Annotated in this window: 20 protein-coding genes; 6 read left to right on the top strand and 14 right to left on the bottom strand. The window is 39.5% G+C overall.

What is annotated here, in order from left to right; translation table 11 throughout:
- Positions 1–134: 134 nt before the first annotated feature.
- The 10 genes from ilvA to LV92_RS09000 all read right to left on the bottom strand — a co-directional run bounded on the left by ilvA (position 135) and on the right by LV92_RS09000 (position 12,105).
- Positions 135–1,388 carry a threonine ammonia-lyase IlvA gene (ilvA, locus tag LV92_RS09045; protein WP_111623319.1) on the bottom strand — a complete coding sequence of 418 codons (1,254 nt, stop codon included), beginning with the start codon at positions 1,386–1,388 and terminating at the stop codon, positions 135–137.
- Between the two features lie 68 nt (positions 1,389–1,456).
- Positions 1,457–2,932 carry a ketol-acid reductoisomerase gene (gene ilvC, locus LV92_RS09040; protein WP_111623318.1) on the bottom strand — a complete coding sequence of 492 codons (1,476 nt, stop codon included), beginning with the start codon at positions 2,930–2,932 and terminating at the stop codon, positions 1,457–1,459.
- Positions 2,933–2,978: 46 nt separating this feature from the next.
- Positions 2,979–3,503 (bottom strand): acetolactate synthase small subunit, encoded by a 525-nt coding sequence (gene ilvN, locus LV92_RS09035; protein ID WP_111623613.1) that lies wholly within the window; start codon positions 3,501–3,503, stop codon positions 2,979–2,981.
- 62 nt (positions 3,504–3,565) lie between these two features.
- Entirely contained in the window at positions 3,566–5,299 is a 1,734-nt protein-coding gene (gene ilvB, locus LV92_RS09030; protein WP_111623317.1) for a biosynthetic-type acetolactate synthase large subunit, read from the bottom strand.
- Positions 5,300–5,383: 84 nt separating this feature from the next.
- Entirely contained in the window at positions 5,384–7,060 is a 1,677-nt protein-coding gene (ilvD, locus tag LV92_RS09025; protein ID WP_111623316.1) for a dihydroxy-acid dehydratase, read from the bottom strand.
- A gap of 426 nt (positions 7,061–7,486) precedes the next feature.
- Positions 7,487–8,326, bottom strand: coding sequence for a 5-oxoprolinase subunit C family protein (locus LV92_RS09020; RefSeq protein ID WP_111623315.1), 840 nt, complete (start codon positions 8,324–8,326; stop codon positions 7,487–7,489).
- Complete coding sequence (gene pxpB, locus LV92_RS09015; RefSeq protein WP_111623314.1) at positions 8,319–9,056, bottom strand: 5-oxoprolinase subunit PxpB; 738 nt, start codon at positions 9,054–9,056, stop codon at positions 8,319–8,321. The genes LV92_RS09020 and pxpB overlap by 8 nt, the downstream gene beginning before the upstream one ends.
- Complete coding sequence (gene pxpA, locus LV92_RS09010) at positions 9,053–9,790, bottom strand: 5-oxoprolinase subunit PxpA (RefSeq protein WP_111623612.1); 738 nt, start codon at positions 9,788–9,790, stop codon at positions 9,053–9,055. Before pxpA ends, pxpB begins: the two co-directional genes overlap by 4 nt.
- 4 nt (positions 9,791–9,794) lie before the next feature.
- Positions 9,795–10,988, bottom strand: coding sequence for an Nramp family divalent metal transporter (locus LV92_RS09005; protein WP_111623313.1), 1,194 nt, complete (start codon positions 10,986–10,988; stop codon positions 9,795–9,797).
- Between the two features lies 1 nt (position 10,989).
- Positions 10,990–12,105: a DUF2891 domain-containing protein gene (locus LV92_RS09000; protein ID WP_245946315.1), complete on the bottom strand. Its 1,116-nt coding sequence runs from the start codon at positions 12,103–12,105 to the stop codon at positions 10,990–10,992.
- A 216-nt stretch (positions 12,106–12,321) separates the two neighbouring features.
- Between LV92_RS09000 and LV92_RS08995 the strand changes: the two genes are divergently transcribed.
- The 3 genes from LV92_RS08995 to LV92_RS08985 all read left to right on the top strand — a co-directional run bounded on the left by LV92_RS08995 (position 12,322) and on the right by LV92_RS08985 (position 14,679).
- The gene (locus LV92_RS08995) at positions 12,322–12,765 is read left to right on the top strand and encodes a hypothetical protein (RefSeq protein WP_111623311.1); all 444 of its coding nucleotides are present in this window, start codon (positions 12,322–12,324) and stop codon (positions 12,763–12,765) included.
- Positions 12,766–12,859: 94 nt separating this feature from the next.
- Positions 12,860–13,399, top strand: a complete 540-nt coding sequence (locus LV92_RS08990) for a hypothetical protein (protein WP_111623310.1) — start codon at positions 12,860–12,862, stop codon at positions 13,397–13,399.
- Positions 13,400–13,590: 191 nt separating this feature from the next.
- A complete protein-coding gene (locus LV92_RS08985) occupies positions 13,591–14,679 on the top strand; it encodes a Gfo/Idh/MocA family protein (RefSeq protein WP_111623611.1) in 1,089 nt (362 codons plus the stop codon).
- A gap of 451 nt (positions 14,680–15,130) precedes the next feature.
- On the opposite strand, the gene LV92_RS08980 is transcribed toward LV92_RS08985, so the two are convergent.
- Positions 15,131–15,958, bottom strand: coding sequence for a sialate O-acetylesterase (locus LV92_RS08980; RefSeq protein ID WP_111623309.1), 828 nt, complete (start codon positions 15,956–15,958; stop codon positions 15,131–15,133).
- A gap of 361 nt (positions 15,959–16,319) precedes the next feature.
- On the opposite strand from LV92_RS08980, the gene LV92_RS08975 reads away from it, so the two are divergent.
- Positions 16,320–17,630, top strand: coding sequence for a serine hydrolase domain-containing protein (locus LV92_RS08975; protein ID WP_111623308.1), 1,311 nt, complete (start codon positions 16,320–16,322; stop codon positions 17,628–17,630).
- 117 nt (positions 17,631–17,747) lie between these two features.
- Here the strand turns inward: LV92_RS08975 and LV92_RS08970 are convergent, their stop codons facing one another.
- On the bottom strand, positions 17,748–18,341 hold the full coding sequence (locus LV92_RS08970) for a hypothetical protein (RefSeq protein ID WP_146613527.1): 594 nt from the start codon (positions 18,339–18,341) through the stop codon (positions 17,748–17,750).
- A 331-nt stretch (positions 18,342–18,672) separates the two neighbouring features.
- Here LV92_RS08970 and LV92_RS08965 point away from each other — a divergent pair, with 331 nt between their 5' ends.
- A complete protein-coding gene (locus LV92_RS08965; RefSeq protein ID WP_111623306.1) occupies positions 18,673–19,977 on the top strand; it encodes a hypothetical protein in 1,305 nt (434 codons plus the stop codon).
- 128 nt (positions 19,978–20,105) lie between these two features.
- Here the strand turns inward: LV92_RS08965 and LV92_RS08960 are convergent, their stop codons facing one another.
- Positions 20,106–21,389 carry an agmatine deiminase family protein gene (locus LV92_RS08960; protein WP_111623305.1) on the bottom strand — a complete coding sequence of 428 codons (1,284 nt, stop codon included), beginning with the start codon at positions 21,387–21,389 and terminating at the stop codon, positions 20,106–20,108.
- Between the two features lie 227 nt (positions 21,390–21,616).
- Between LV92_RS08960 and LV92_RS08955 the strand changes: the two genes are divergently transcribed.
- A complete protein-coding gene (locus LV92_RS08955; RefSeq protein ID WP_111623304.1) occupies positions 21,617–22,750 on the top strand; it encodes a hypothetical protein in 1,134 nt (377 codons plus the stop codon).
- Between the two features lie 259 nt (positions 22,751–23,009).
- Here LV92_RS08955 and LV92_RS08950 read toward each other — a convergent pair whose 3' ends face one another.
- Positions 23,010–24,563 (bottom strand): M20/M25/M40 family metallo-hydrolase, encoded by a 1,554-nt coding sequence (locus tag LV92_RS08950; RefSeq protein ID WP_111623303.1) that lies wholly within the window; start codon positions 24,561–24,563, stop codon positions 23,010–23,012.
- Positions 24,564–24,579 lie beyond the last annotated feature (16 nt).

Below are 24,579 nucleotides of genomic sequence, written 5' to 3'. Positions count from 1 at the left end.
GAAATTAAACTATCAGACCACTAAATTAATAAAACGATAATTTTAATTCCCTATAAATCTGATAGAATATTTGAAGGAAAGTCACGAAAAGGATTTCGCATTTTGCAATATCATAAAAATTACCACAAATGTTATTAAATTAAATACTGAAACAAATCCGGCTTATCGTTAATGTAGTCGCCAAAAAAATTGTTATCCTTCATCCTTTTAATTAGGGGAGCCAAATCATCTGGACTTTTTAATTCAATTCCCACAACGGCTGGAGCATTCTCCCGACTCGATTTTTTTGAATATTCAAAATGGGTAATATCATCCGTTGGACCTAAAATATCCACAACGAATTCCTTCAATGCACCCGGTCTTTGAGGAAAGCGTATAATAAAATAATGCTTTAATTTGCCGTATAGCAAGGCACGTTCCTTTATCTCGGCCGTACGTGTAATATCGTTGTTACTCCCGCTTACAATGCAGACTACATTTTTGCCTTTTATTTCTTCTTTAAAATCGTCCAAAACAGTGATTGTGAGGGCTCCGGCCGGTTCCACAACAATGGCGTCCCTATTGTAAAGATCCAAAATGGTCTGGCAAACCTTGCCTTCCGGAACGGTTACCATATCGTAGAGGCAGTCCTTGCATATATTAAACGTAAGGTTTCCTACTCGTTTTACGGCCGCGCCGTCAATAAATTTGTCTATATGTTCCAATTCGGTGTTGACTCCCTTTTCTATAGAAGTTTTCATAGATGGGGCTCCTTTCGGTTCCACACCAATAATTTTTGTTTGTGGCGATAATGTCTTGAATACGGCACAGAGACCCGAGGCCAATCCGCCTCCACCAACAGCCACAAAGATATAGTCTATTGGTTTTTTCGTCTGTTCCAGTATTTCCAAACCAACCGTTGCCTGCCCCTCAATTATTTTGGGGTCATCAAAAGGATGGATATAGGTCTTTTTTTCAGCAGCACAGAATTTTTTGGCCGCATCAGAAGAATCATCAAAGGTATCTCCTTCAAGAACCACGGTTACCCAATCCCCTCCAAATAATTTTGTTTGTTCAACCTTTTGTTTAGGGGTCACCGATGGCATATATATGGTACCTTTTATTCCTAAGTGATTACAGGCAAAAGCAACACCTTGGGCGTGGTTTCCGGCGCTGGCACATACGACCCCGTTCACCGTTTCTTCTTTGGTTAGGGAGCTGATCTTGTTGAACGCCCCCCTTATTTTATAACTTCTTACCCTATGTAAATCTTCCCTTTTTAAAAGAATATTGGCATCATAGGTCTTGGAATACCTGATGCTCTGCATCAACGGGGTAATATCCGCTACCTGCCTAATGGTTTCGGCAGCCTTCCGGATGTCCTTTATTTTGGGAAAATATGGTTCCATTAATAGGTATATAAACAAAGGCCTGCCCAGTAATAAACTCGGCAGGCCTCATAATTAGTTAATTATAATTATACTATAGGTTTCATAGCCGTCATGGATGCACGCAACCTTGCTCCTACAATCTCTACAGGATGCTCACGTAAAGCTTTGTTTACAGCAATTAGTTTTGCATTATCCACACTTAGATGTTTTTGGTCGGCAAAATGTTTTCCAATGACATCCGTATCTATGGTTTTCATGAAATCTGCCAATAACGGCTTACAAGCATGATCAAACAAATAGCAACCGTATTCAGCTGTATCGGATATAACCCTGTTCATTTCAAACAATTTTTTTCTAGCAATGGTATTGGCGATCAATGGAGTTTCATGTAGCGACTCGTAGTAAGCAGATTCGGCAATAATTCCGGATTCGGTCATGGACTCAAAAGCCAATTCCACACCTGCTCTTACCATAGCTACCATTAGCACTCCGTGATCATAAAATTCCTGTTCAGAAATTTTTACAGATCCAGCAGGAGTTTTTTCGAAAGCGGTCTCTCCGGTTGCTGCTCTCCAGGTCAATAGATTTTTATCATCATTGGCCCAGTCTTCCATCATAGTTTTTGAAAAATGTCCGCTCATGATATCGTCCATATGCTTATGGAAAAGAGGACGCATTATATCCTTTAATTCTTCCGATAGTTCAAAAGCCTTGATCTTAGCAGGGTTGGACAAACGATCCATCATATGGGTGATACCTCCATATTTAAGACCTTCTGTTATGGTTTCCCATCCGTACTGAATTAACTTGGAAGCATATCCTGCGTCAATTCCTTTTTCAATCATTTTATTAAAACAAAGAATAGAACCGGTTTGCAACAAGCCACAAAGTATGGTCTGTTCTCCCATTAAATCGGATTTTACTTCGGCAACAAAAGAAGACTCCAGAACACCGGCCTTATGTCCGCCAGTGGCAACTGCATAGGCTTTTGCCTGGGCCAAACCTTTATCTTGAGGGTCGTTGTTGGGGTGTACTGCAATAAGGGTAGGTACACCAAAACCTCTTTTATATTCTTCACGTACTTCCGATCCTGGGCATTTTGGCGCCACCATAATAACGGTTAGGTCCTCACGGATCTGCATTCCTTCCTCCACAATATTAAAACCGTGTGAGTAGGATAATGTAGCTCCTTTTTTCATTAAGGGCATAACTGCAGAAACCACACTGGTGTGCTGTTTGTCTGGAGTTAGGTTGATAACTACATCGGCCGTTGGGATAAGTTCCTCGTAAGTCCCTACCTTAAAGCCATTTTCACTTGCGTTTATAAAAGACTGTCTTTTTTCCTTTATTGCTGCACCCCTTAGAGTGTATGAAATGTCCAATCCCGAATCGCGCATATTCAGACCTTGGTTAAGTCCTTGTGCACCACAACCTACGATTACAATTTTCTTCCCTTTTAAAGCGGATACACCATCAGAAAATTCCGTAGATTCCATAAATCTACATTTCCCTAATTGAGTAAGTTGTTCCCTTAATGATAGTGTATTAAAGTAATTTGCCATTTTTTAAACTCGATTTTATGTCCCGATCAGTCTCGGGGTTGATTATTTATTGATTAAACTCTTTTAATAATGATGAAATTTTCATTTCCGATTTTGAAACAGCAATCCTTCCCGACCGAACAAATTGCATAATGCCATAGGGCTTCAATTGTTGGTACATTTCATCGATTTCATTTCTTCTTCCTGTCTTTGACAAAACAAAGAAATCACGGGACACCGTAACAATTTGCGAATTACTATCCTTTATAATGTTTTGGATATTTCGCTCATCGAACAATAAGGTAGAAGCTACTTTGAATAATGCCGATTCCTGATAAATGGTTTCTTCGTCAGTATGGTAGAACGCCTTGATTACTTCAATTTGTTTTTCCACTTGTCCCACAATATTACGTACCCAATCTTCTGTCGTGTATACCACAATGGTAAATTTAGACACGTGGTCTATTTCCGATTTTGAAACATTTAAACTCTCAATGTTTATGTGACGTTTTAAAAATATCCCTGAAATTCTGTTCAGTAGTCCCACGCTATTCTCGGAGTACACTGAAATTGTAAACCATTTTTTTTCCATCTCCTTATCCCAATCCTCCATCAAAAATATGAAGTTATGGGTAATTTTAATTAATAATTAATTTATTTCAATCGTATATCCGATACTGATGCCCCCGAAGGAATCATAGGGAAAACATTGTCCTCTTTTTCTACTTTGACTTCCAAAAAGTAAGCATCCTTGGAGGCTAACATTTCTTGAATGGTGGCCTTTAAATCCTTTCTCTCGCTTATGCGCTTGGATTGTATATGGTAACCTTCCGCAATTTTTACAAAGTCAGGATTTACCATTACGGTAGAGGCATATCTACTTTCAAAGAACAGTTCCTGCCACTGGCGTACCATTCCCAAATGATCATTATTGAGTACCACGATCTTAACAGGAGTCTTGTTCTGGAAGATTGTCCCCAATTCCTGAATGGTCATTTGATATCCCCCATCGCCAATAATGGCAACTACTTCTCTGTCCATGGCTCCCATTTTGGCTCCGATAGCCGCTGGTAAGGCAAAGCCCATAGTTCCCAATCCACCAGAGGTAACATTACTTTTGGTCTGTTTGAATTTGGCATATCTGCAGGCAATCATTTGATGCTGCCCAACGTCTGACACTATTATGGCTTTATGGCCACTGGCTATATTGATTTCCTCAATAACTTCTGCCATGGTAAGTCTATCCTTGGTAGGATAAACATCATTTTTAATGATCTGGTCAAACTCTATCTCATATTTCTTCTTAAACTCATTGTGCCAAGAATCATGACTGTTGGTTTTGATCATTGGTAGCAACAGGTCCAAGGTAACCTTGGAATCGCCCAATACCGCTACATCTGCCTTAACGTTTTTGTTTATTTCAGCAGGATCTATATCGAAATGGATAATTTTTGCCTGTTTGGCATAAGTATCCAAACTTCCGGTTACCCTATCGTCAAAACGCATACCAATGGCAATGAGTACATCGCACTCATTGGTCAATAAATTAGGTCCGTAATTACCGTGCATCCCTACCATTCCAACATTTAATGGGTGGTCCGTATCCATGGCGGAAAGCCCAAGTATGGTCCAGGCAGCAGGAATACCTGCCTTCTCTACCAAGGTTTTTAGTTGTTCCTCGGCTTCCCCTAAAATTACTCCCTGTCCAAAAACTATGAAAGGCTTTTTGGCAGCATTGATTAAATTGGCCGCTTCCTTAATGGCTTTTATATCTGGTTTAGGGTACGGATTATAACTGCGAACCCCTTTACAATGCTCATATGAAAAGTCGAACTCATCTATTTGTGCATTTTTGGTGATATCCACTAATACCGGTCCTGGTCTGCCCGATCTGGCAATATAGAACGCCTTGGCCAAGACTTCAGGGATTTCAGAAGCTTTGGTAACCTGACAGTTCCATTTGGTTACAGGTGTGGAAATTCCGATAATATCGGTTTCCTGAAAAGCGTCGGAACCCAACAAATGTCTGGCTACTTGGCCTGTAATGCAGACCATGGGTGTTGAATCTATCTGGGCGTCGGCAATACCGGTAATCAAATTGGTGGCCCCTGGACCTGAAGTGGCCACTGCCACACCTACTTTTCCGGTTACCCTGGCATAGCCTTGTGCAGCATGGGTGGCTCCCTGCTCATGTCTTGTTAGAATATGGGTAAGTTTATCCTGAAATTTGTATAATTCGTCATACAGAGGCATAATGGCCCCTCCAGGATATCCATAAATCAAGTCTACGCCCTCAGCCAATAGGCAATGGATTATAGCCTCCGCACCACTTATCCTCTTTGTGCTCTGTTTTGTTGATGCTGTTTTTTCCTTTTTCAGTGTTTCCATAATTGTAGACCTAATCGGTTAACATACTTGGTGTAAAATCCTTTATTTTTTTGGGCAGATGCTTTATTTTTATAGCCCTAAATACTATATTTCATCGGTTACACAACCTTGTGAGGCCGAGGATACCGTTTTTGCATATTTGTACAAACTTCCCTTTTTAACCTTAAGGGGCGGTTGTACCCAGTTTGCCCTTCGCGTTTTGATCTCTTCCTCTGACAAGGCTACGGAAATACTATTTTTTTCCGCGTCAATGGTAATGACATCCCCATCTTTCAAGAGGGCGATGGTTCCACCGTCCTGGGCTTCGGGGCATACGTGTCCAACAACAAAACCGTGTGTACCTCCGGAAAAGCGTCCATCGGTAATCAAGGCTACATCTTTCCCTAGTCCGGCACCCATAATGGCAGCTGTAGGCTTCAACATCTCCGGCATACCTGGGCCACCTTTTGGACCTTCGTACCTAATAACTACAACATCACCTTTTTTCACCAATCCTTTGCCTATCCCGGCATTGGCCAAAAACTCATCATTAAAAACTTTTGCAGGACCAGAAAAGTGCAATCCTTCTTTTCCGGTAATCTTAGCTACGGCACCTTCTTCAGCAAGGTTTCCGTATAAGATTCTTAAGTGTCCGGACTCCTTGATCGGAGCGTTCAAAGGCTTAATAATTTGCTGACCTTCTTTTAAACCTGAAACCTCTGCAAGGTTTTCTGCAACGGTTTTACCGGTAATGGTCATGCAATCGCCGTGCAGCATACCATTTTCCAACATAAACTTCATCACTGCCGGTGTACCACCAGCACGATGTAGATCTTCCATTAGGTATTTGCCACTAGGTTTCAAATCTGCCAAGAACGGGGTACTGTCACTAATTTTCTGAAAGTCGTCCAAAGTAAAATCAACATCTGCTGCTTTTGCTATGGCCAAAAAGTGTAGGACAGCGTTGGTGGATCCTCCCAAGAGGGTAAGCAAGCGCACAGCGTTTTCAAAAGATTTTCTTGTAATAATATCGCTGGGCTTAATATCGTTTTCCAATAGATGTCTTAATGCAAAACCAGCGCTAATGGCATCTTGCTTCTTTTCCTTGCCAATAGCGGGGTTTGAGGAATTGTAAGGCAAGGCCATTCCCAAAGCTTCGATAGCGGAAGCCATGGTATTGGCTGTGTACATACCACCACATGCGCCTGCTCCTGGACATGCATGTTGAATTACTCCTTTGTAATCCTCCTCGCTCATTGTTCCAGCAACCTTTTCGCCCCATGCCTCAAATGCAGAAACGATATCCAATTTTTTGTCCTTAAAGCAGCCAGAGGCAATTGTGCCACCATAAACCATAACAGAGGGTCTGTCTAATCTAATCATGGCCATAAGGGCGCCAGGCATATTTTTGTCGCAACCTACAACAGTTACCAGTCCGTCATAGTTCATAGCTTGTACCACAGTTTCCATAGAATCTGCAATGATATCCCTAGAAGGCAATGAGTATCTCATACCATAAGTACCCATTGAAATACCATCACTAACACCTATAGTATTGAACACAAGTCCAACCAAGCCGCCTTTTTCAGTACCAAGTTTTACTTCCTGTGCTAGATCATTTAAGTGCATATTACAAGGATTGCCCTCATAACCTGTACTACCAATTCCGATCAAAGGTTTTTTTAGATCCTCTTCTTCCAGTCCTATGGCGTATAACATAGCCTGTGCGGCAGGTTGAGTGGGGTCCTGGGTAACGTTTTTGCTAAATTTATTTAATTCCATTAATTTGTATTCTTTGTATTTTAATACTGTTCTATATAAACTACGACTACCAAAGATAAAAGTTTAAATACCCTTAGATTTTTAACATAAAAATTTGATTTAAATTCAATAATAACGATTTAATTTTAACTATTTGATAATCAGTCATCTAAATGCATAAACCATATCATATCCAGTAGGTTTTTATTCTTTGATAAACCTTTTTCTGGCTACTTAAAAAAGAACATAATTCCAAATTATAGTTCGGTAAAACCTAAAAAAAAGCCTGTATCAAATATATCTGATACAGGCTTTTTAAATAAATAGAAATCCGTATCATCCCATTTGTGGGACGACAATGACCAATTTGATTATGCTTCTATTTATTTTCATTACTGTAAAATTAGGTATTAAAATTTAATTGACAAAGAAATAAATTTCCGTCGCCTATTTTAGCTTAAAACTTATATGGTCTCCAGATCTTTTTTGGGCCAAAATGGACATGGCCATGTCCGACAACTGTAAAATTCTTGGATAGCCACCTGTGGTCTGACCATCTTTCATTAAAATGATCAATTTTCCCGCAGGAGTCAGCTGTATTGTTCCAGGCAGGGTTGCCGAGGTCAACATGGATACCTTATTGCCCTCAATTAGCTCGTTAAGCTGATATGCCATACGGTTATTTTCGTTTGCCACCGTAAATTCCCTGTAAAATAGTTGGGCCAATTGGTTATCTGTCAGCAGCTTATATTCCGGCCCCTTATAAACATCCAATTTGGTTTTGTCCAAAACGGAGTCTACTTTGAGTTTCGAAATTTTGGGACTGAAAAGTTTACACTTTGTGTACGGAAGACTGGACATTTTCTTAATGGAATCCTTCTCGGTAATTGGTTTAAAATAGGATCTACTGCCCAATACCAATGCAGTGTTGAATCCGTCCTTAATCCCCAAGTATGCCCTGAATCCTTTTAATAATTTGCCGTAGGTTAAGATGTCACCTGCATTGACTTTATATACTTTGTAATTTTCTATGATAATATCGTTAAGTGTTACCGCCATTTCTGCCCCTCCCAGAACAATATAGGAATCTTGTTCAAATTCCAATGTTGGTCCCGTCATGGTTATTTCCAATACGGCACTGTTTTCATCGTTTTCCAACAAAGTATTTATCTTAGAGACAGAGAAAGAGTCCATAACTCCTGAAACTGGAACACCCTTATCCCTGTACCCATATCTACCGGTATCCTGCACTGTAGTGAAAAAGCCCGATTTTATTATGTTAAGCATCCAGCACTTTTTTTTCTAAGTTATAAATCCCTACCTCACCTTCAATTTTGTGCAATTGGTACTCTGCCATCGAAATAGGGTAAAATTGTATTTTATCCCCCACTTTAACAAAACAGGGATTTTCCTTTTTTACGTCGAACATAGGTACGGGACTTTTCCCAATTATGTTCCATCCTCCTGGCGAATCCTGGGGGTATATTCCGGTTTGTTTTCCAGCTAGACCAACGGAGCCTTTAAGCACCTTAGGTCTAGGGGTAGATTTGCGTGGAACCTCCAGAACCTCCGGCACGCCGCCCAAATACATAAACCCTGGCAAGAATCCTATACCATAGACCGTATAAATACTTTGGGAGTGCAATTCTATGATGCGTTCTACGGACATGCCCAATTCTCCGGATATCTCCTCGAGATCCAGCCCGAATTCCAGATCATAACTTACAGGTAATCGCCAAAGGTATCTGGTAGCAGGTTCTATTTTTCCTTTTACGGCATACCATTCCTTTATTTTCGGTTTTAAATAATCGAAATCTAGTACGGTGTCCTTGCATATCAAAGTAAGTGAATTATAGGCAGGTATAAACTCCCATTCCTTTTCGTCTAGGTGATTTTTTTTTAAGTACTGAATGAATTGGAGAATCTCGTCCAATATAGATTCTTCCACCCTATTGGGCCACTCCACCAATATGGCGTGGACACCAAATTGCCTTACAGATATTTTGAAACTACTCACTTTTTTATTAAGATTTGGTTTTCTGGTAAATGTTTGGAAAGATACGCTAATATTTGTAATGTTGAAGGAGAATCGCCGTGAAGACAATAGGTGTCTACTTCGATTTTTACAGCCTTCCCGGAAAGGGTCAAAACGGCACCTTTTGTCACCATATATAGTAAATGGTCCATGACTGCTTTGGGATCCTGTATCAAGGCCATAGGGACTTTTCTGGACACTAGGGAGAGGTCTTCATTATAATTGCGATCGGCAAAGGCCTCATATTTTATTCGAAATCCTGAACGCAGGGCCTCCTCGGCTATTTTTGAATCATAAGGAACATACAAAAATACCTCCCTTTTATATTTCTCAATAGTATCCAAAAATACCAATGCTAATTCCCTGTCCTTGGCCACGTCATTGTATAGTGCACCATGGGGTTTAATATGGTTCAGCGAAATACCCAAAGTTTTGAGGACAGTGTTTAAATCCTCAATTTGGGCAAGAATACTTTTTTTCAAATCATCCTTAGCCATTTTGATACTTGTTCTTCCAAAATTCGCCCTATCCGGATATGATGGATGCGCCCCAATCAGCACCCTGTGTTCTTTGGCCAATAAGGTTGACTTCATCATGGTATCGGCATCCCCGGCATGGCCGCCACAGGCAATATTACAGGAGGTAATTAAGGGCAATAGCTCTTCTTCATTGCCTACGCCCTCACCTATGTCACAATTTATATCGATGTTGATCATGTCCTTAAAATAGCCCAAAAACGGTTAATATACTTTTTGCCCCAAGAATAACAGACAAAATTATGATGATAATACCCAATATATTTTGAAATATGGTATTTTGATATTCCAGCATTACTGTTTTCCGATTAACGATCCATAGCAGAAAAATAGCGATAATTGGTAAAAGCATTCCGTTGGTTACCTGGGCAAATTTAATAATCTCTAACGGTTTTATTCCTACGGACATAAACAGGACACCTAACAATAAAATGATCATCCAGACCAATTTGAACCTTATGCTATCCATAGTCGTATTCCATCCAAAACAGCTATTGGCCACATAGGCGGCGGCTAAGGGTGCGGTAATGGCAGAGGTTATCCCGGCTGCAAAAAGTCCGATTCCCATAAAATATTTGGCACTTTCCCCATATAGTGGTTCCAGGCCTTTGGTCATATCCATAATATTGGTTATTTCGTTGGATGGAATGGCAGTTGCGGTTACCACTATGGCCATGGATACCATACCTCCCAGTAAAATGGATAAGACGGTATCCCTTCGGGCTTCCTTCAAATTTTCCTTGGATTTCCATTTTTCACTTACCAATGAGGTATGTAAAAATAAATTATAGGGTACTACCGTGGTGCCTACCAGAGCAATAATAGTCAAAATACTTCCATCTGGAATTTTAGGGATAAAAAGACCTTGTATTATGGCCGAAATATCCGGTTTTGTAATTATGGCCGTCAATAGGAAAGATATGCTCATGACCACTACCAAGGAAATCAGTACCTTTTCCAAAACCTCATAATTACCAAAAAACAAAAGTAGAAATGCAAAAAATCCTACTACCCAAGGATAAAAACTTATATATTCTTGCCCAAATATAGCCTCCAAGCCCAAGGAAGCACCACCAATATTACCGCCTTCATAAGCTGCATTCCCTATGACTATTGCTGATAAGATAAGGCCCAGCACCAAAATCTTTATCCAGCGGACACCTATCTCTACTTTTATTACGTGGGCCAATCCCTTTTGGGTGACAATTCCCAATCTCGCTGCCATTTCCTGTAATATTACGGTTGCCACCACGGAAAGCAACAGGGCCCAAAGAAGCAAATATCCATATTGTACACCGGCAATGGAGCAAACAGCAACGGTACCAGGACCTATAAAGGCTGCTGCTACCAAAACTCCTGGCCCCATTTTCCATTTCATTCTATTGGGCTGTATTTAAGGCGTATAATGCAAAACTTCCCAACCAATGGGTACCACTGTAATTGTCATCAACAATACTGGGGAGGGAGTAATTAATATGCTCGGTGGCAATTTGTTTTAAATGGGAGTATTGGGGAAGTGTCTCTGCAATTCCGTACAAACACCAGGCCCTACTAAAATTGAGACCATCCAAATGCACTAATTTCCCATCTGTTCTGTCCGATACTTTTCCCGGTTCCAGATTAAATTGAGGATCTGCCAATTGGGGCAGGAATTTATCCAACCATTTTTTAAACTTGTCGGGGCTATAAATTTTTCTCACCAGATTGGCTTCTTCCAGGCAGGGCGATAAAAAATCGAATCCGCTAGGTTCCCAGATCATAGGACAAGCTGTGTCATTTTCATAAAAACTTGCAACACTGGAAGTAATGGCATTTTTTAAGGCCTCGTCCTCAAGGACAACCGCATAATCCCAAGCCAAGGAAAGTCCGAATGCGGTGTTGGTATGTTCCCCAACTCTAATGGGATAATTCAATTTTGGTAAAAATTCTATGTAGGCCTCCACTATATAGTTTGTCAACGGCTGTAAATTAACCTCTAGGTCACGGGCCAAAGGGTCCTGCCATGTATGAAGTTCTTCGGCCAATTTCAGGATCCAGGCCCACCCATAAGTCCGTTCATATGACCTATTTCCTTCCATGTTAAAGTAGTCCACTTCTGCCATTATATTTTCCTTGGAAATATTTTCCACCAGTTTATTGCGAATTGTGGAAGCCTGATTTAAACTTGGGAACTGTTTTAGTAGGGAAACTAAGGACCAGTGACCGTGAACAGAGGAGTGCCAATCGTAACAACCATAAAATGCAGGGTGCAATTGTTTAGGTCCGCCCAAATGGGTCGAATCCTGAAGTGACTGATTTAATTTGTTGGGATATTCCGTTTGTAGGCAATCCAATGGCAGGCGAACCAGCCGATTGGCTTCATTAAAGTTCAGTTCCGGCAGTGCCAAGGCTGATGCATCTTTAGGCTTTGTAATTTGTTGGTCCCTACAGCCAAAAAGAATTACAATAAATATAAAGGTCGGTACTATTGTTTTAAACATTGTTCTATGGTCCATTACTTAGGTTTAAAATGGCAATTATGTAAATATATATGGATATTCCAAAATGCGGAAGAATATTTGTTTTTTAAAGGCCATATGGTTTGAAAAGTAGGTCGTTCATCTAAAAAGTTGCAGTTCGTCTAAAAGATGGCCTTTTTGGATAACCCACATATAATAATCCAAAAATATTACGGTTATAATAGTCCCAAATCAAATTTTTAACCTACTTGAATGACATGTTTAGATTGTAACAAAGAGCTTGATTATCTTGACCACAAAAGTGCGATGGACCTCTTAGGATTAGAGCTTTGTGCCAAGCATAAAGGCCGCATGGAAAAGCTGATCAAACTCAAAAGAACCCCCAAGGAAGCCATACAATTATATTATGGTTTAAAAAATGCAGGTGTAAATCCAATGCTGGAATGGTGGGATGGAAAAAAATCAGTGGATATTGCTATATCTAGGGTAAAACTTAATATAGAAATCGACACGGAATACCATTCTATAACCCATGAACAAGCCATCAACGATTTGGAAGAAGCTATGCATTCTTTTAGAAATGGATTTACCACCATTCGTATTCCCCACGTACTCATTAAATATTATTTAAAGGAAACGGTAGATAATATTTTAGGAATAATGGAAGGACTAAAGGCCAATATCAAAGTGCTTTAGATAGTGACACCATAGGGAAATGTCTTTTGAAGTAAGGACAAAGGCAATTCAGTAAAACCAAAACTGAAATGCAATGAATCTTAAAAACAATTTTATGGAAACAGAAAAGAAGATTTTGAGAACACCTTTAAGAATTGCCATTTCCCTCCTTGTTGTAGGCTTTCTTTGTAAAATTTTACATTTTACGACCGTCGCAAATCCCATAATATTAATTTCTCTTGTCGCCATTGGTGTATTGTATGCCTGGCGATTTTGGAAAAAAACAAAAAAAGGATTTCTGCAATACAACAAATTAATTTTAGTCACTTCATGGTCCCTAAATGGAATTTTCAAAATTCTGGACATATCCCACAATGATTTTTTTCAGGTCATAGGCAGCTTGGCGTTTATTATTTGGATCATCATGGAAGGCACAACATATCTCATTGACGACAAGGATGACGATAGGAGTGACATTGCGTATTTTATGTGGAATACAATGATGATCATTGGCATATTGGCCATAATCATTGGAAGCCTTACCAAAATATTGGAATGGGAATACGCTACCCCAACCCTGATAACCGGCTTTATTCTTGTTGCGGCATATGTTTTAAAGGATCTATTGGTCCAAAACCTTCAGAAAAAGGAATAAGGTTACTTTTATCTTTCCGTTTTTATAAGTACTGCGAAATTCTATGGCCCATTCATTAAGGAATTTAAACTTTTTGGAAAAAGGGTTTACAGTCTTTGAAATATTCTAGTACTTTCTATGCTTCAAAGGCTTCACAAATTTTCATGGAATTTTCAATTTTTTGTGGTATTTTCTACCCTCAAATTGGGACCATGGAAAAACAAAGGCGAATATTTATTCAAAAAGTGGGATTAATTGCAGCAGCAAGCGCATTTACACCTCAAATATTAATGTCCTCGACCGGGGCACAAAAGAAAAAATTAGGGGTAGCCCTTGTTGGATTGGGGTACTATAGTACGGATCTTCTTGCCCCTGCCCTACAATTGACCAACAACTGTGAATTAAGGGGCATTGTCACCGGTAGTCCTGAAAAAATTCCTGTTTGGCAAGAAAAATATGGTATAAAGGACCAGAGCATATACAATTACAAGAATTTTGATACTATTGCCAATAACCCGGATATTGACGTGGTATATGTGGTTCTGCCACCTTCCATGCACGCAGAGTATACCATAAGGGCTGCCAAGGCGGGTAAACATGTTTGGTGCGAAAAGCCAATGGCACCATCTGTAGCCGATTGTGAGGCAATGATCAAAGCATGTAAGGACAACAAGGTAAAATTGGCTATCGGGTACCGTTGTCAGCACGACCCCAATATTCAGGCGTATATGAAAGTGGGCAAGGAAAGGCCTTTTGGGAAAGTACGGATGGTGACTTCTGCCGCTGGATATTTTGACGGCCGGACCAACCATTGGAAGCAAAACAAAAAATTAGGTGGTGGTGCAATGGGTGATATGGGCGTTTACGCATTACAAGGTGCCCGATTGGCTACCGGCGAAGAACCGATTTCGGTATTGGCGCAGGCCTCCACAACCAGACCTGAAATTTATCACGAAGTAGAGGAAACCATGATGTTTCATCTGGAATTTCCCAGCGGAGCCAGAGCGTCCTGCCAGACCAGTTTTGGTATAAATATGAACCATCTTCAAGTAAACTATGAAAAAGGATGGTTGAAGATGGAACCACACAGCTCCTACAATGGCAATAATGGTAGTATGTCCGATGGGACGATCATAAAATTTTCCATCCCCAGTCAGCAGGCCAAACAAATGGATGAAGATGCCATGGCCATTATGGACAAAACCGACTTAATTGTTCCTGGGGAAGAAGGACTAAGGGATATTCGTGTTGTTGAGGCTATCTACAAATCGGCCGCACAGAATTGTGTGGTAAAATTGTAGTTTTTCTAAGGTTTTGGACCAATAAATCATCGGTAAACCGTTGTCTTTCTTGGTTTTATGGTTTTGTAGGATTTTACTTTCATAGATGATTTTGACCCTTCATCCGAATTGGGGTCAGGTCGTCGAAATTTTGTTCCATACATGGAGACGAAAATCCTTTTCCTTTGTTTATGGGGTTTTATATATAAACCCGATCTTATGAAGGAAAATACTACATTAAACGAATTTTTATTTTATCTCTATTGTGCCTTTTGCTTTGCGTGGGCCATTTATGTGCTGACCTCATAATTTAGGTTGCACATATTTGAGGTTAAAACGTAGGCCATGGTTAAGTTGACCCATATTGGTTTTTGGTCATGCCATACGCGAGTAGAACTAATGCAGTGTAAATCACAGTATATCTAGTACCCGTATATTATGATTAACACAGTAACGCATATGCAATATATGGCTAGTGCTGTAATATAATAAATTCATTGGCAAATCTTTCACCCATGAGCCGCTGTGCTTCGGAATTGAAGTGCACCTTATCCCCTTTGTCATTTAAGTCCTGGGTATTGATCATCCCAGAATTTGGATCGGTGGATACATAATATTTTATGTGATCATTAATTTTCGACCACAGGGGATTGGTCGAATAACTGCCCAGTTGTCCTATTAAAACAGTTGTCTCTTGGTTCCCAATTATCTTTCTGAATTGATAGAACAACTCCGATAATTTGATTTGGTACATTGGAGCCTCCTTGGTTTTGGCATCACTTTCGCCCTGATGCCAAAGAATGCCTTTTACTGTCCCATAACGCATACCCAATTCTGCTTTTTGTTTGAAGTTGGAGAATAGTTTAACATCCCTGTGGATGGAATCGTTTAGCCATTGTGAAATTGAGCTTCCACCAACCGCAGTAGGAATTAAAAGTACCGAAATACTGTCAGGAATTTGCCTGATCAAGGCCTTGCCAAATGAAAGTCCGCTGTCCAACCCGGCCATTGAGGGTTCATAAAAATGTAGGGGCTCTTTGGCAAAGATGATTTTGCCCTGTTTGTTTAGGGTATATACTCTTTTGTTGGGAACGGTATCCTGAGGTTCTACTAATCCTCTACCAGCCATATTGGATTGACCTGCGAGTATAAAAACCCATAAATTCTCTTTATTTGGAACATTTAATACAGAAAGTTCAATCTTCGGAAAAAATTTAGTCCTTTCGTCCTTGTCTTGTCCGTTGCACCACGATATTACTGAAAATGTCAGTATAGTTACGAGAATTATTCTTTTAGTCATATTAGGTCTAACGGTATTAAGTTGAAATACAGTTTAGGGATTGTTTAAACTGACTACAATATATCAATTTATTTAGGCTTGTGCCCGAGCTTTAAGCTTTTTTAATCCCGATCAGTCTGATTTTTTGATTCAATTTCATTGATCCTAAGCCGTAAATCTAGAGTCGATTATCTTGTACTATAGACCGTAGCGCTGTAAGGGCATGTAATGTACAGTACTTTTTAGACTATGCCCGGAAAAACCATTTGGAATTTAGTGTTAAAAATATAAGGATGTAAATAAGAAATTGTGTATTTCATCCGTTATTTAAGTATATCATCCTATATTTAGAAAATATTTCATTATATAAAACGCACCCCTTATGAAGAGAAGCAAAACCTTAATAGGAATTTCGCTTTTAATCCTTACACTAGTAGCCCTTGTTTTAAACGCCTTTAAGTCGGTCCCAGATCAAGGGACCAAAGTAGCCGTTACAAGTATTGATCATTTAAAGGATGCATTGAATGCCAAAGAGGAGCTACTTTATAAAAGACATCAGGATGAATTGAGAATTGCCATAAATGCCTATTTTGATAAAGCTATCTCGGCAGGGGATATTGTAGGAGCAGGAGTGAGTATTGTAAAAGATGATTCTATTATACTTTCGGATGGTTATGGTAAAAGGAATATCAACCGTGATGATCGCGTGGATGGTGGGACTATTTTTAGACTTGGATCTCTTTCCAAAGGATTTGCCGGGGTATTGGCTGCCGAATTAAAAGATGAAGGCAAATTACATTGGGAGGATAAGGTAAGCGATTTTATACCAGAGTTTAAATTTGGAGACAGGAACAATACCGATAAAATTACCCTGGCCAATATTTTATCGCATACCGCTGGTACACCATATCATAGTTACACCAATCTAGTGGAGGCCGGACTGCCCTTACATACCATTGCCGAACGCTTTAAGGAGATTACACCCATCAGTGAACCTGGATCTGTTTACAGTTACCAGAATGCCATGTTTGCCCTATGTGGGGAAATGATACACAAGGCAACCGGACAGGATATAAGCGAGGTGTTGACCAATACTTTTTTCAATCCCTTGGGCATGTGCTCTACTACCATGGATTATGAAACCTTGGCGCATATGGAAAATGTGGCCATGCCACACTCCAAAAGAAGAAACGGCTGGAGAACATTGCCACTTTCAAATAATTATTACAATGCCATTGCAGCGGGGGGTATTAGTGCCAGCTCTGTTGACATGGCCAAATGGATGCGGTTTTTACTAGGGCACAACCCGGAATTAATGAGCAAATCTGCGTTAGCTGAAACATTCTCCCCTTTTATAGAAATTAAAGGAGAAAGCAAGTATTATCAACATTGGCCGGGACATAAAACATCTTACTACGGCTATGGTTGGAGAATACATAAATTCATGGAGAAGGGCTCGGACCAAGAAAAAACTATTTGGCATCATGGAGGAAGTGTCAACAACTACAGAAATGAAATTGCCGTTTATCCAGAGGCTGATCTGGGTATCTGTGTACTATTGAGCAACAACAGTAAAATTGCCAAAACCGTAATCCCCGATCTATATGCAATAGTGAAGGAAATTTACGGACAGACTATCCCTTATAACAAACTGAATACCGGTAAAGATCTGGTGCAGTTGCATTTGGAATAAGTATTTAAAGGTCTAAGTTCAAGGTTTAATGTTTGCTGACCGCTCCGCGAAATCTTATCTTTTCAATACATTTACACACCTTAAGTTGAAAACCCTTATGGTTTTTCAATGACCCAGTTAGTACTTTTCATATTTTCCGATCAGTTTCTTTGCTCCTTTCAACATTATCATATGGGAACTGGGATTAATAGAGGGACGTTGTTTACTATCTGGAAAAATCGCATCCTGTTGTTCCGTTTTGCCATAAACCTGTGATGAAGAGATCAATGCCTCGGCATTTAAGTCGTAAATGGTTATCGACACAGCTGCACTATTGCTCGAATTTTCATTTTGATCGGAAAATGACAATGTACCCAAGCCGTCACTAATCGCATTTCCTCCAATATTGATGATGTAGTCACAGTCCGTATCTCTTTTCAACTCTTTTAAATCCGATTCCGACAACTGGAACTTTATTTTTGGAGCAACCAGTTTGGTACTCCTTAAATCGTTCATTTCTATTAAGGAGTCGCCCATAATTTTTTTAAATCCTTTAAGTGAAGTATCATAGAGTTCAGTATCGAATATTCTTGAATTTGATTGGGTACTGTTCAATATCCACTTTCCATGGCTGAAGTCGAGTTGCTTCCCAGTATCAAAAAAATAATTGTATTTAGCACTTCCACACGAGTAAAGTGCAGATATCATGAAAATCAGGAATATTTTTTTCACTGGTATTTATGAATTTTTAAAGGATAGGTTATAAAAAATTGTCATTGAAATTGGAATCCAAATATAGCCTTATTTCAATCTCGAAAATAGTTGCTGTGAAAATATTGGAAATCCACTGGAGGATGATTACTTTATCAGTTGGTCTTTAGCTTGCAGGCACTATCGGGAGGCTCTGTGTCCACTTACCAGGCTTACGTCATCGGTGAGGGTACGCTTATTGGGCCAATTATTCTAATTATCGATTTATATTCATTAATTTAAATGATTATAAGGATGCTTTTAAGGTTATCAATGATAATAGGATTTTGCAATTAATTTCTAATGAATAATTATGGACAGACGAAAATTCATTAAATCCAATGTTTTCACTGCAATGACCGCAGGAGGAATATCCTTGCTGCCCGATTTTCTATTTGGGCGCTCCAAGATAGGTGATAAGAAGTCGTATGCTGAATACCTAAGAAATAGTGCCGTTCCCAAGGATGAATTGGATATTTTCTTGAATCAGGATAGTTGGGCCCAGTTTGATCCAGAGGTAGGGTATATTTTGGGAAATTATATGCCACATGACGGGATAGATAACAGCTATACGCTATCTACTGTAATGAAAGACGGTAAAAGGACCAACAGCGTATATGCCGATAAACCATGCCGGATCAATACCTATGGCAATAGTTTTACCCATTGTCACCAGGTAAGCGATGCCGAAACTTGGCAGGAGTATCTTGCCGGTCATCTAGGGGAACCGATTAATAATTTCGGAATGGGAGGTTTTGGAGTATACCAGGCTTATAGAAGGCTATTGAGGCGGGAAAAAGAGGACAAAGACTCCAAATACGTTATTCTTTATATGTGGGGAGACGATTATGTAAGAAGTGTTTTTAGATGTCGCTACGCCTCTTATTATACCCGTTGGAACGATTATGGCGGGTATATGTTCCATGGTAATTTCTGGTCCAATATTGAAATGGATATCCATACAGGAAAACTGGTAGAAATGGAAAACAGGATAAACTCTAAAGAGGATATGTATAAAATGTCCGACCCCGAATTTATGTACAGTAATCTGAAAGATGATTTAATGTTGCAGCTTTATTTACTGAGTTATGATATGGTAAATTCTGATGTGGATGCGGAAGGGCTTAATAAACTTGCCCATATCTTGGAGTTGCCTGAGGTAGATTTTTCCAGTATAGAAAGGATGAAGAGCAGCGCTACCGCTTTAAAAAACAAATACTCCTTTGAAGCCACGAAATACATTTTAAAAAAAACCGATGAGTTTTGTAAAGCTCAACGCAAGCAGCTTTTGTTGGTGCATTTTGACCCGACAAATGTGTTTAAGGAAATGGTCAACGGGAAAAAGCGCTATGATCAAGAGATTATCGATTTTATTAATAATTATGGTTACCAGTATTTTGATATGAATGAGGTACACCTCAACGATTTCAAAAAATTCAATCTCACTTTGGATGAATATATGGACCGGTATTTTATTGGTCATTATACCCCTTCAGGGAATCACTTCTTTGCCTACGCCATAAAAGATAAAATAGTGGAATGGTTAGATCCCAAACCCATTACCTATCAGCAAAGTGATGATAAATTGATCAGGTTTAAAGGATATTTACCAAAATAATACCACCGCTAGAGCAAGCCTCTCTAATGGTTTTCAGTCTTCAAGCCTGTCTGCCGAGAGGCAGGTTCGTAATGGCTAGGTGGATATTATTGTAATGTTTTCCCTGTTGTGCTCAACAATAATTACCTCTAATTGAAAGAAAACAACGGCTGGTGCATACTGATGCAATGGATGCCACCACCTCCTAAATTGACCGCAAGGGCATCGATCATGACTATTTTTCGGTCGGGAAAAACGGATTGCAAAATCTGAGCAGCATTTTCATCCTTTAGTTTCAACTCGTTAGACATGCCTTCCCTCCAACAACGCTGTCCAATGACCACCTTATTGGTTATAATGAAATTAAGGTAGCTGAGTGCCGCCATGACTTTTATGGGCTCTCCATTAGGAAAGGTACTTCCGTTGGTATAGTCCAGTGTTTTAATGTACTCGTAAACATAATCCCCTGGACTCATGGTTGAAAAAATAGTTCCGGGAAGCGGCATTCTGATAATGGTAAATGGATTGCCATCCTGATCCGTAGCACCCGACAATATTTTGTAATTCTCTTCCATTCGCTTATGGTTTTCCCAAGCAATGGGATCGTTAAATTCAACGCTATCAACCTTTGCCATTAGGATGGTGGAATCATTTACAAATCGGGCAAATTCATCAACATGACCATTGGTAGTAACTACAGTGTAGGCATTTTGTCCGTCCAAAGTGGTTATCGGGCCAAGGAATGTATGATCATCTTCCACCAAACCCTGCTTCAACCAGATAATCTTCTTAACACCCAGGAGCCTTTTGTATTCACTCTCCATCTCGGCCTTGGTCATATGCGGATTTCTGTCCATTTCAACGGCTTCTGTGGTAATTAGCGTACCTCTTCCATTTACTTCCCTATTTCCGCCTTCGCTGATCATGGCACTCGAAATCACAGGCAGATTAAAACGTTTTGCCACCCTTTCATCATATAATTCCTCTGTTTTGGTATCTATGTTCAAAGTATCGGAATAGCCCCAGGAATTAAAATTAAAATCGGCAATGGCCAAAGTATTTTGATCGGTCTCTACGAATATTGGTCCCATGTCCCGTGCCCAGATCTCAATTGAGGGGAATTCCAGAAGTTTAAGTTTTGGCAATTCCCCAAAATACTTTTTTAGGGTGTCTTTGGCATGGGCCAAAAGTTCTTTGTCCTTGCAAGTTATCACTATATCTATATTCCCTAATAAAGATTCTACAATGGCAAGGGATACTTGTTCTACGGATTCTCCTTCCTTATGGTCGGTGGATGGCCATATTAGCCAAATCGCCTCTTGGGGTTCGAACTCGGCAGGTTGATTTACCACTAGTATTTGTTCAGTTTTCGCGGGGGAGGAACACGAAAGAATCAACATTGAAAATAAAATGCTATTTAAAATTAACTTCATGCCACCGCATTTTATGGGTTTATACACTTAAATAAATATAGGCACAACCATCATGATCCTATTACTATTTTAAAGCATTTTGAAATTGTTCCATAAAGGCCGTAAAGAAATAGTCAGGATCTGAAAAGCTCCCCTTTGCCGCAAGCGGGACAAAGTTTTTAACACCCCCTAAATATATAAGTAAAATTGATTATTTTTAGTTAACGGACCTATAAAAGTTTCTTATTATGAAAACCAACTGTTTGTTACTGTTGATATTAGTATTGAGTTTTGTAAGCTGTAAGCAAAATGGCACTATAGATCCCGGAAATAATACCGAGTCTTATAATTCGGATAATACTGATAATTCTGAAAGTAGGCCGGTTGTAAAAAACAAAGAAGTTACTTCTAATGGGTATTGGGAAAAAATGGAAATGAAAAAGAATATAGACGCAAATGGAAGCGTTTCTTCAATACTTCCCATGCCGGCTTTGTGGAATTTAAGAGTGGATGGTATTACAGGACCCCGTGGCTTAAAAATAACATATTTTCCGCTTCAAAATTTTATGGCCAATTTTGATCCAAATCTGCAATATGCCTACTCCCAAAGTGGACAACGAATGCGACAGATGCCAGGTATTGAACAATTGATGCAACAGGATTTTATTCCTTGGGGAAATAGTAATGGATTGCAATATGTAAAGTATTATGAAATCCCTGAAATAACCAAAATGGATAAATGGTACTGGGATCAATTATTTAAGGCCATGCCCAGCCGTTCGGACGTCGCAGTTTATGGTATTGATTGGAAAATGCAGAATGGTAATTCCTATTTTACCATAGTACATTTAAACGTAAGCACTTCCCAATCCATGCAAAATTGGTTCTATATAGCAGCGGGATTGGAGGCGGAGCCTTCCTATTTTGAAACAGCAAAAAAGCAATATATATTTAGTCTGGCCAATACCCGCTATAACTTGGAGCCCATCATGGCTTACAATAAGGAGGAAGCGCAACGGGTGGGGGCAAATTGGGCGGCATTTAACGCGAGAATGGCCCAAAATCAACGGTCTTTTGAAGAAAGTCAGCGGCAATTTGTGAATAAAAGTAATGCCATCAATGATGCCATAATGAGTGGTTGGAAAGCCAGTAATGCCGCAAGTGACAAAAATCAGGAGCAGTTTATTGATGCTATGTACGAACGTATCAATGTTGCGGATGTTTCTACTGGTAAGACCTATAAGGTAGACGAAGGTGCCAATCAGTATTGGATGAACAATAATGGCGAATATATTGGCACCCAACTTCAAGGTTATGATCCCAATTTTGATGATAACATGAACGAGTTAAAATGGCAGGAATTAAAAAGGATAGACCAATAGCATATATTATGCTTAAGATATAAAAAATTCTGCCCCCTAGCTGGGCGAGAGACTATTAGCATATGGATAAATAGGCTCCTGCTTACTACATATTGCCCCCGCTGGCGCAAGCGTCACGCTAGTGCCCTATTGCAATCCTTGGCAGCTACACTGTTCATATTTATTTCCACACTAATGAGAGCATCATGCTTTAACTATTTCCACTACAACCCTGCTACGCAGGGTCTCGTGATTTTGCACTATATTGGGAAAACAGCCTTTAATCCTCTCTAGGCAAACGGGAATTCAGTTCCGCAATTTGATAAACCAGCGCTGCAATTACGGTGGCATTGATCATCATATCGCGTTCCGGTACATATTCCAAAGCATCTAAATTGGTGTGATGTGTTACAGTACTATAGTTTAGCTTATCCTGAATTATCTGAAATCCTGGAATCTTGTAATAATCAAAAACATCATGATCGGTAAAATTGGTGTTTTGAATGGTTAGATTGTTCACATCCAAATACTCATAAGGGGCCAACATTTCTTCAAAAATGGGTTTTACGGCTTCGTTTCCCTGTAAATAAATTCCTCGCATTTGTCCAGCACCGTTATCCATATTTATATAGGCCGAAATTTTTTCGACCTCTTTCTTTCTATTCTTATCCTTTACTTTTCCATAGTGCTTTTCAGCATAGGCCATAGAACCTAAATACCCTTGCTCCTCGCCTCCCCAAAGTGCCATTCTAATAGTTCGTTTTGGTTTTAATCCGGTTGCTTTTATTATTCGCATCACTTCCATCATGACTGCCGACCCGGCTCCATTATCCGTTGCTCCAGATGCTGGGTGCCAAGAATCAAAATGTGCCCCTATCATAACCACTTCGTCTTTCAATTTTGGATCTGAACCGCTAATCTCCGCTATAATGTTTACATTATTTTCAGGTTTTAAATAAAGCTCGGAATCTAAATGGAATTTAATTTTCGGATTGATTTCCCTATCTATTAAGCGTTTTAATTTTCCGAAACTTTCAGGTGAAATAGCGAAATATGGAACCGATTTTACATGACCTTCTTTATAGTTATAAGTACCACTTGGATGAACAATACCTGGATAAAAAGGCGTAGTTCTTAAAATACTTAAGGCCCCTTCTGCTTTTAAAAAAGCAAAAAAAGCATCGTCCTTTCTCATGAAACTGTTGAATATTACTTCTAAATCTTCAATTAAATTCAAATCACCGGCAGTTGGCCCTAAAGGGTTGCTTGGGGCAGGGACAATTGATTTTTCAGCTTCTTCAATTTGGTCTTCAGTAAATCTTGTTGAAAGTGCATCGAATAACATATTTTGTTCTGGAGCAGAACCTATGAGTATGGTCTTTCCTTTTAATTTTCCGCTCCATTGGCTTTTTACATTTTCTAAATCGGTATGACTTTCTATCCAAATTAAATCGCCTATTTGGACACCATTGGAGCTTTCTGTCCAGGCATAGGGATAGGCCTGTATTTTCATATAAGCAGGTGCTGTCATTTCTACATTAAAGGATTTTACTTCCCAACCCATACAATCATTACAGTAATTTTCGAAATAAACCTTGTCTGCTCCCCAATTTTCCATGGTCTTCTTTGCCCATTCTGCTGCTGTATAATATTTATTTGTTCCTGTTAGCCGAGGGCCGTAAACATCTGAAAGGTCGCCGATTAGGCTCATAACTTGGGATTTCTGAAAACCTTCTGTATTAATTTTGGCAAGTGCTATTGATTTTGTTTGACTTAATGCCGTGAATCCTACTAATAAGAAAGCTGTGATTAGAATTTTAGAATGAATTTTCATAATGCGAATAGTGGTT

The organism is Arenibacter echinorum, assembly GCF_003259375.1.
Classification (GTDB): Bacteria; Bacteroidota; Bacteroidia; order Flavobacteriales; family Flavobacteriaceae; genus Arenibacter; species Arenibacter echinorum.
This window is presented reverse-complemented; position numbering and strand designations above follow the sequence as displayed.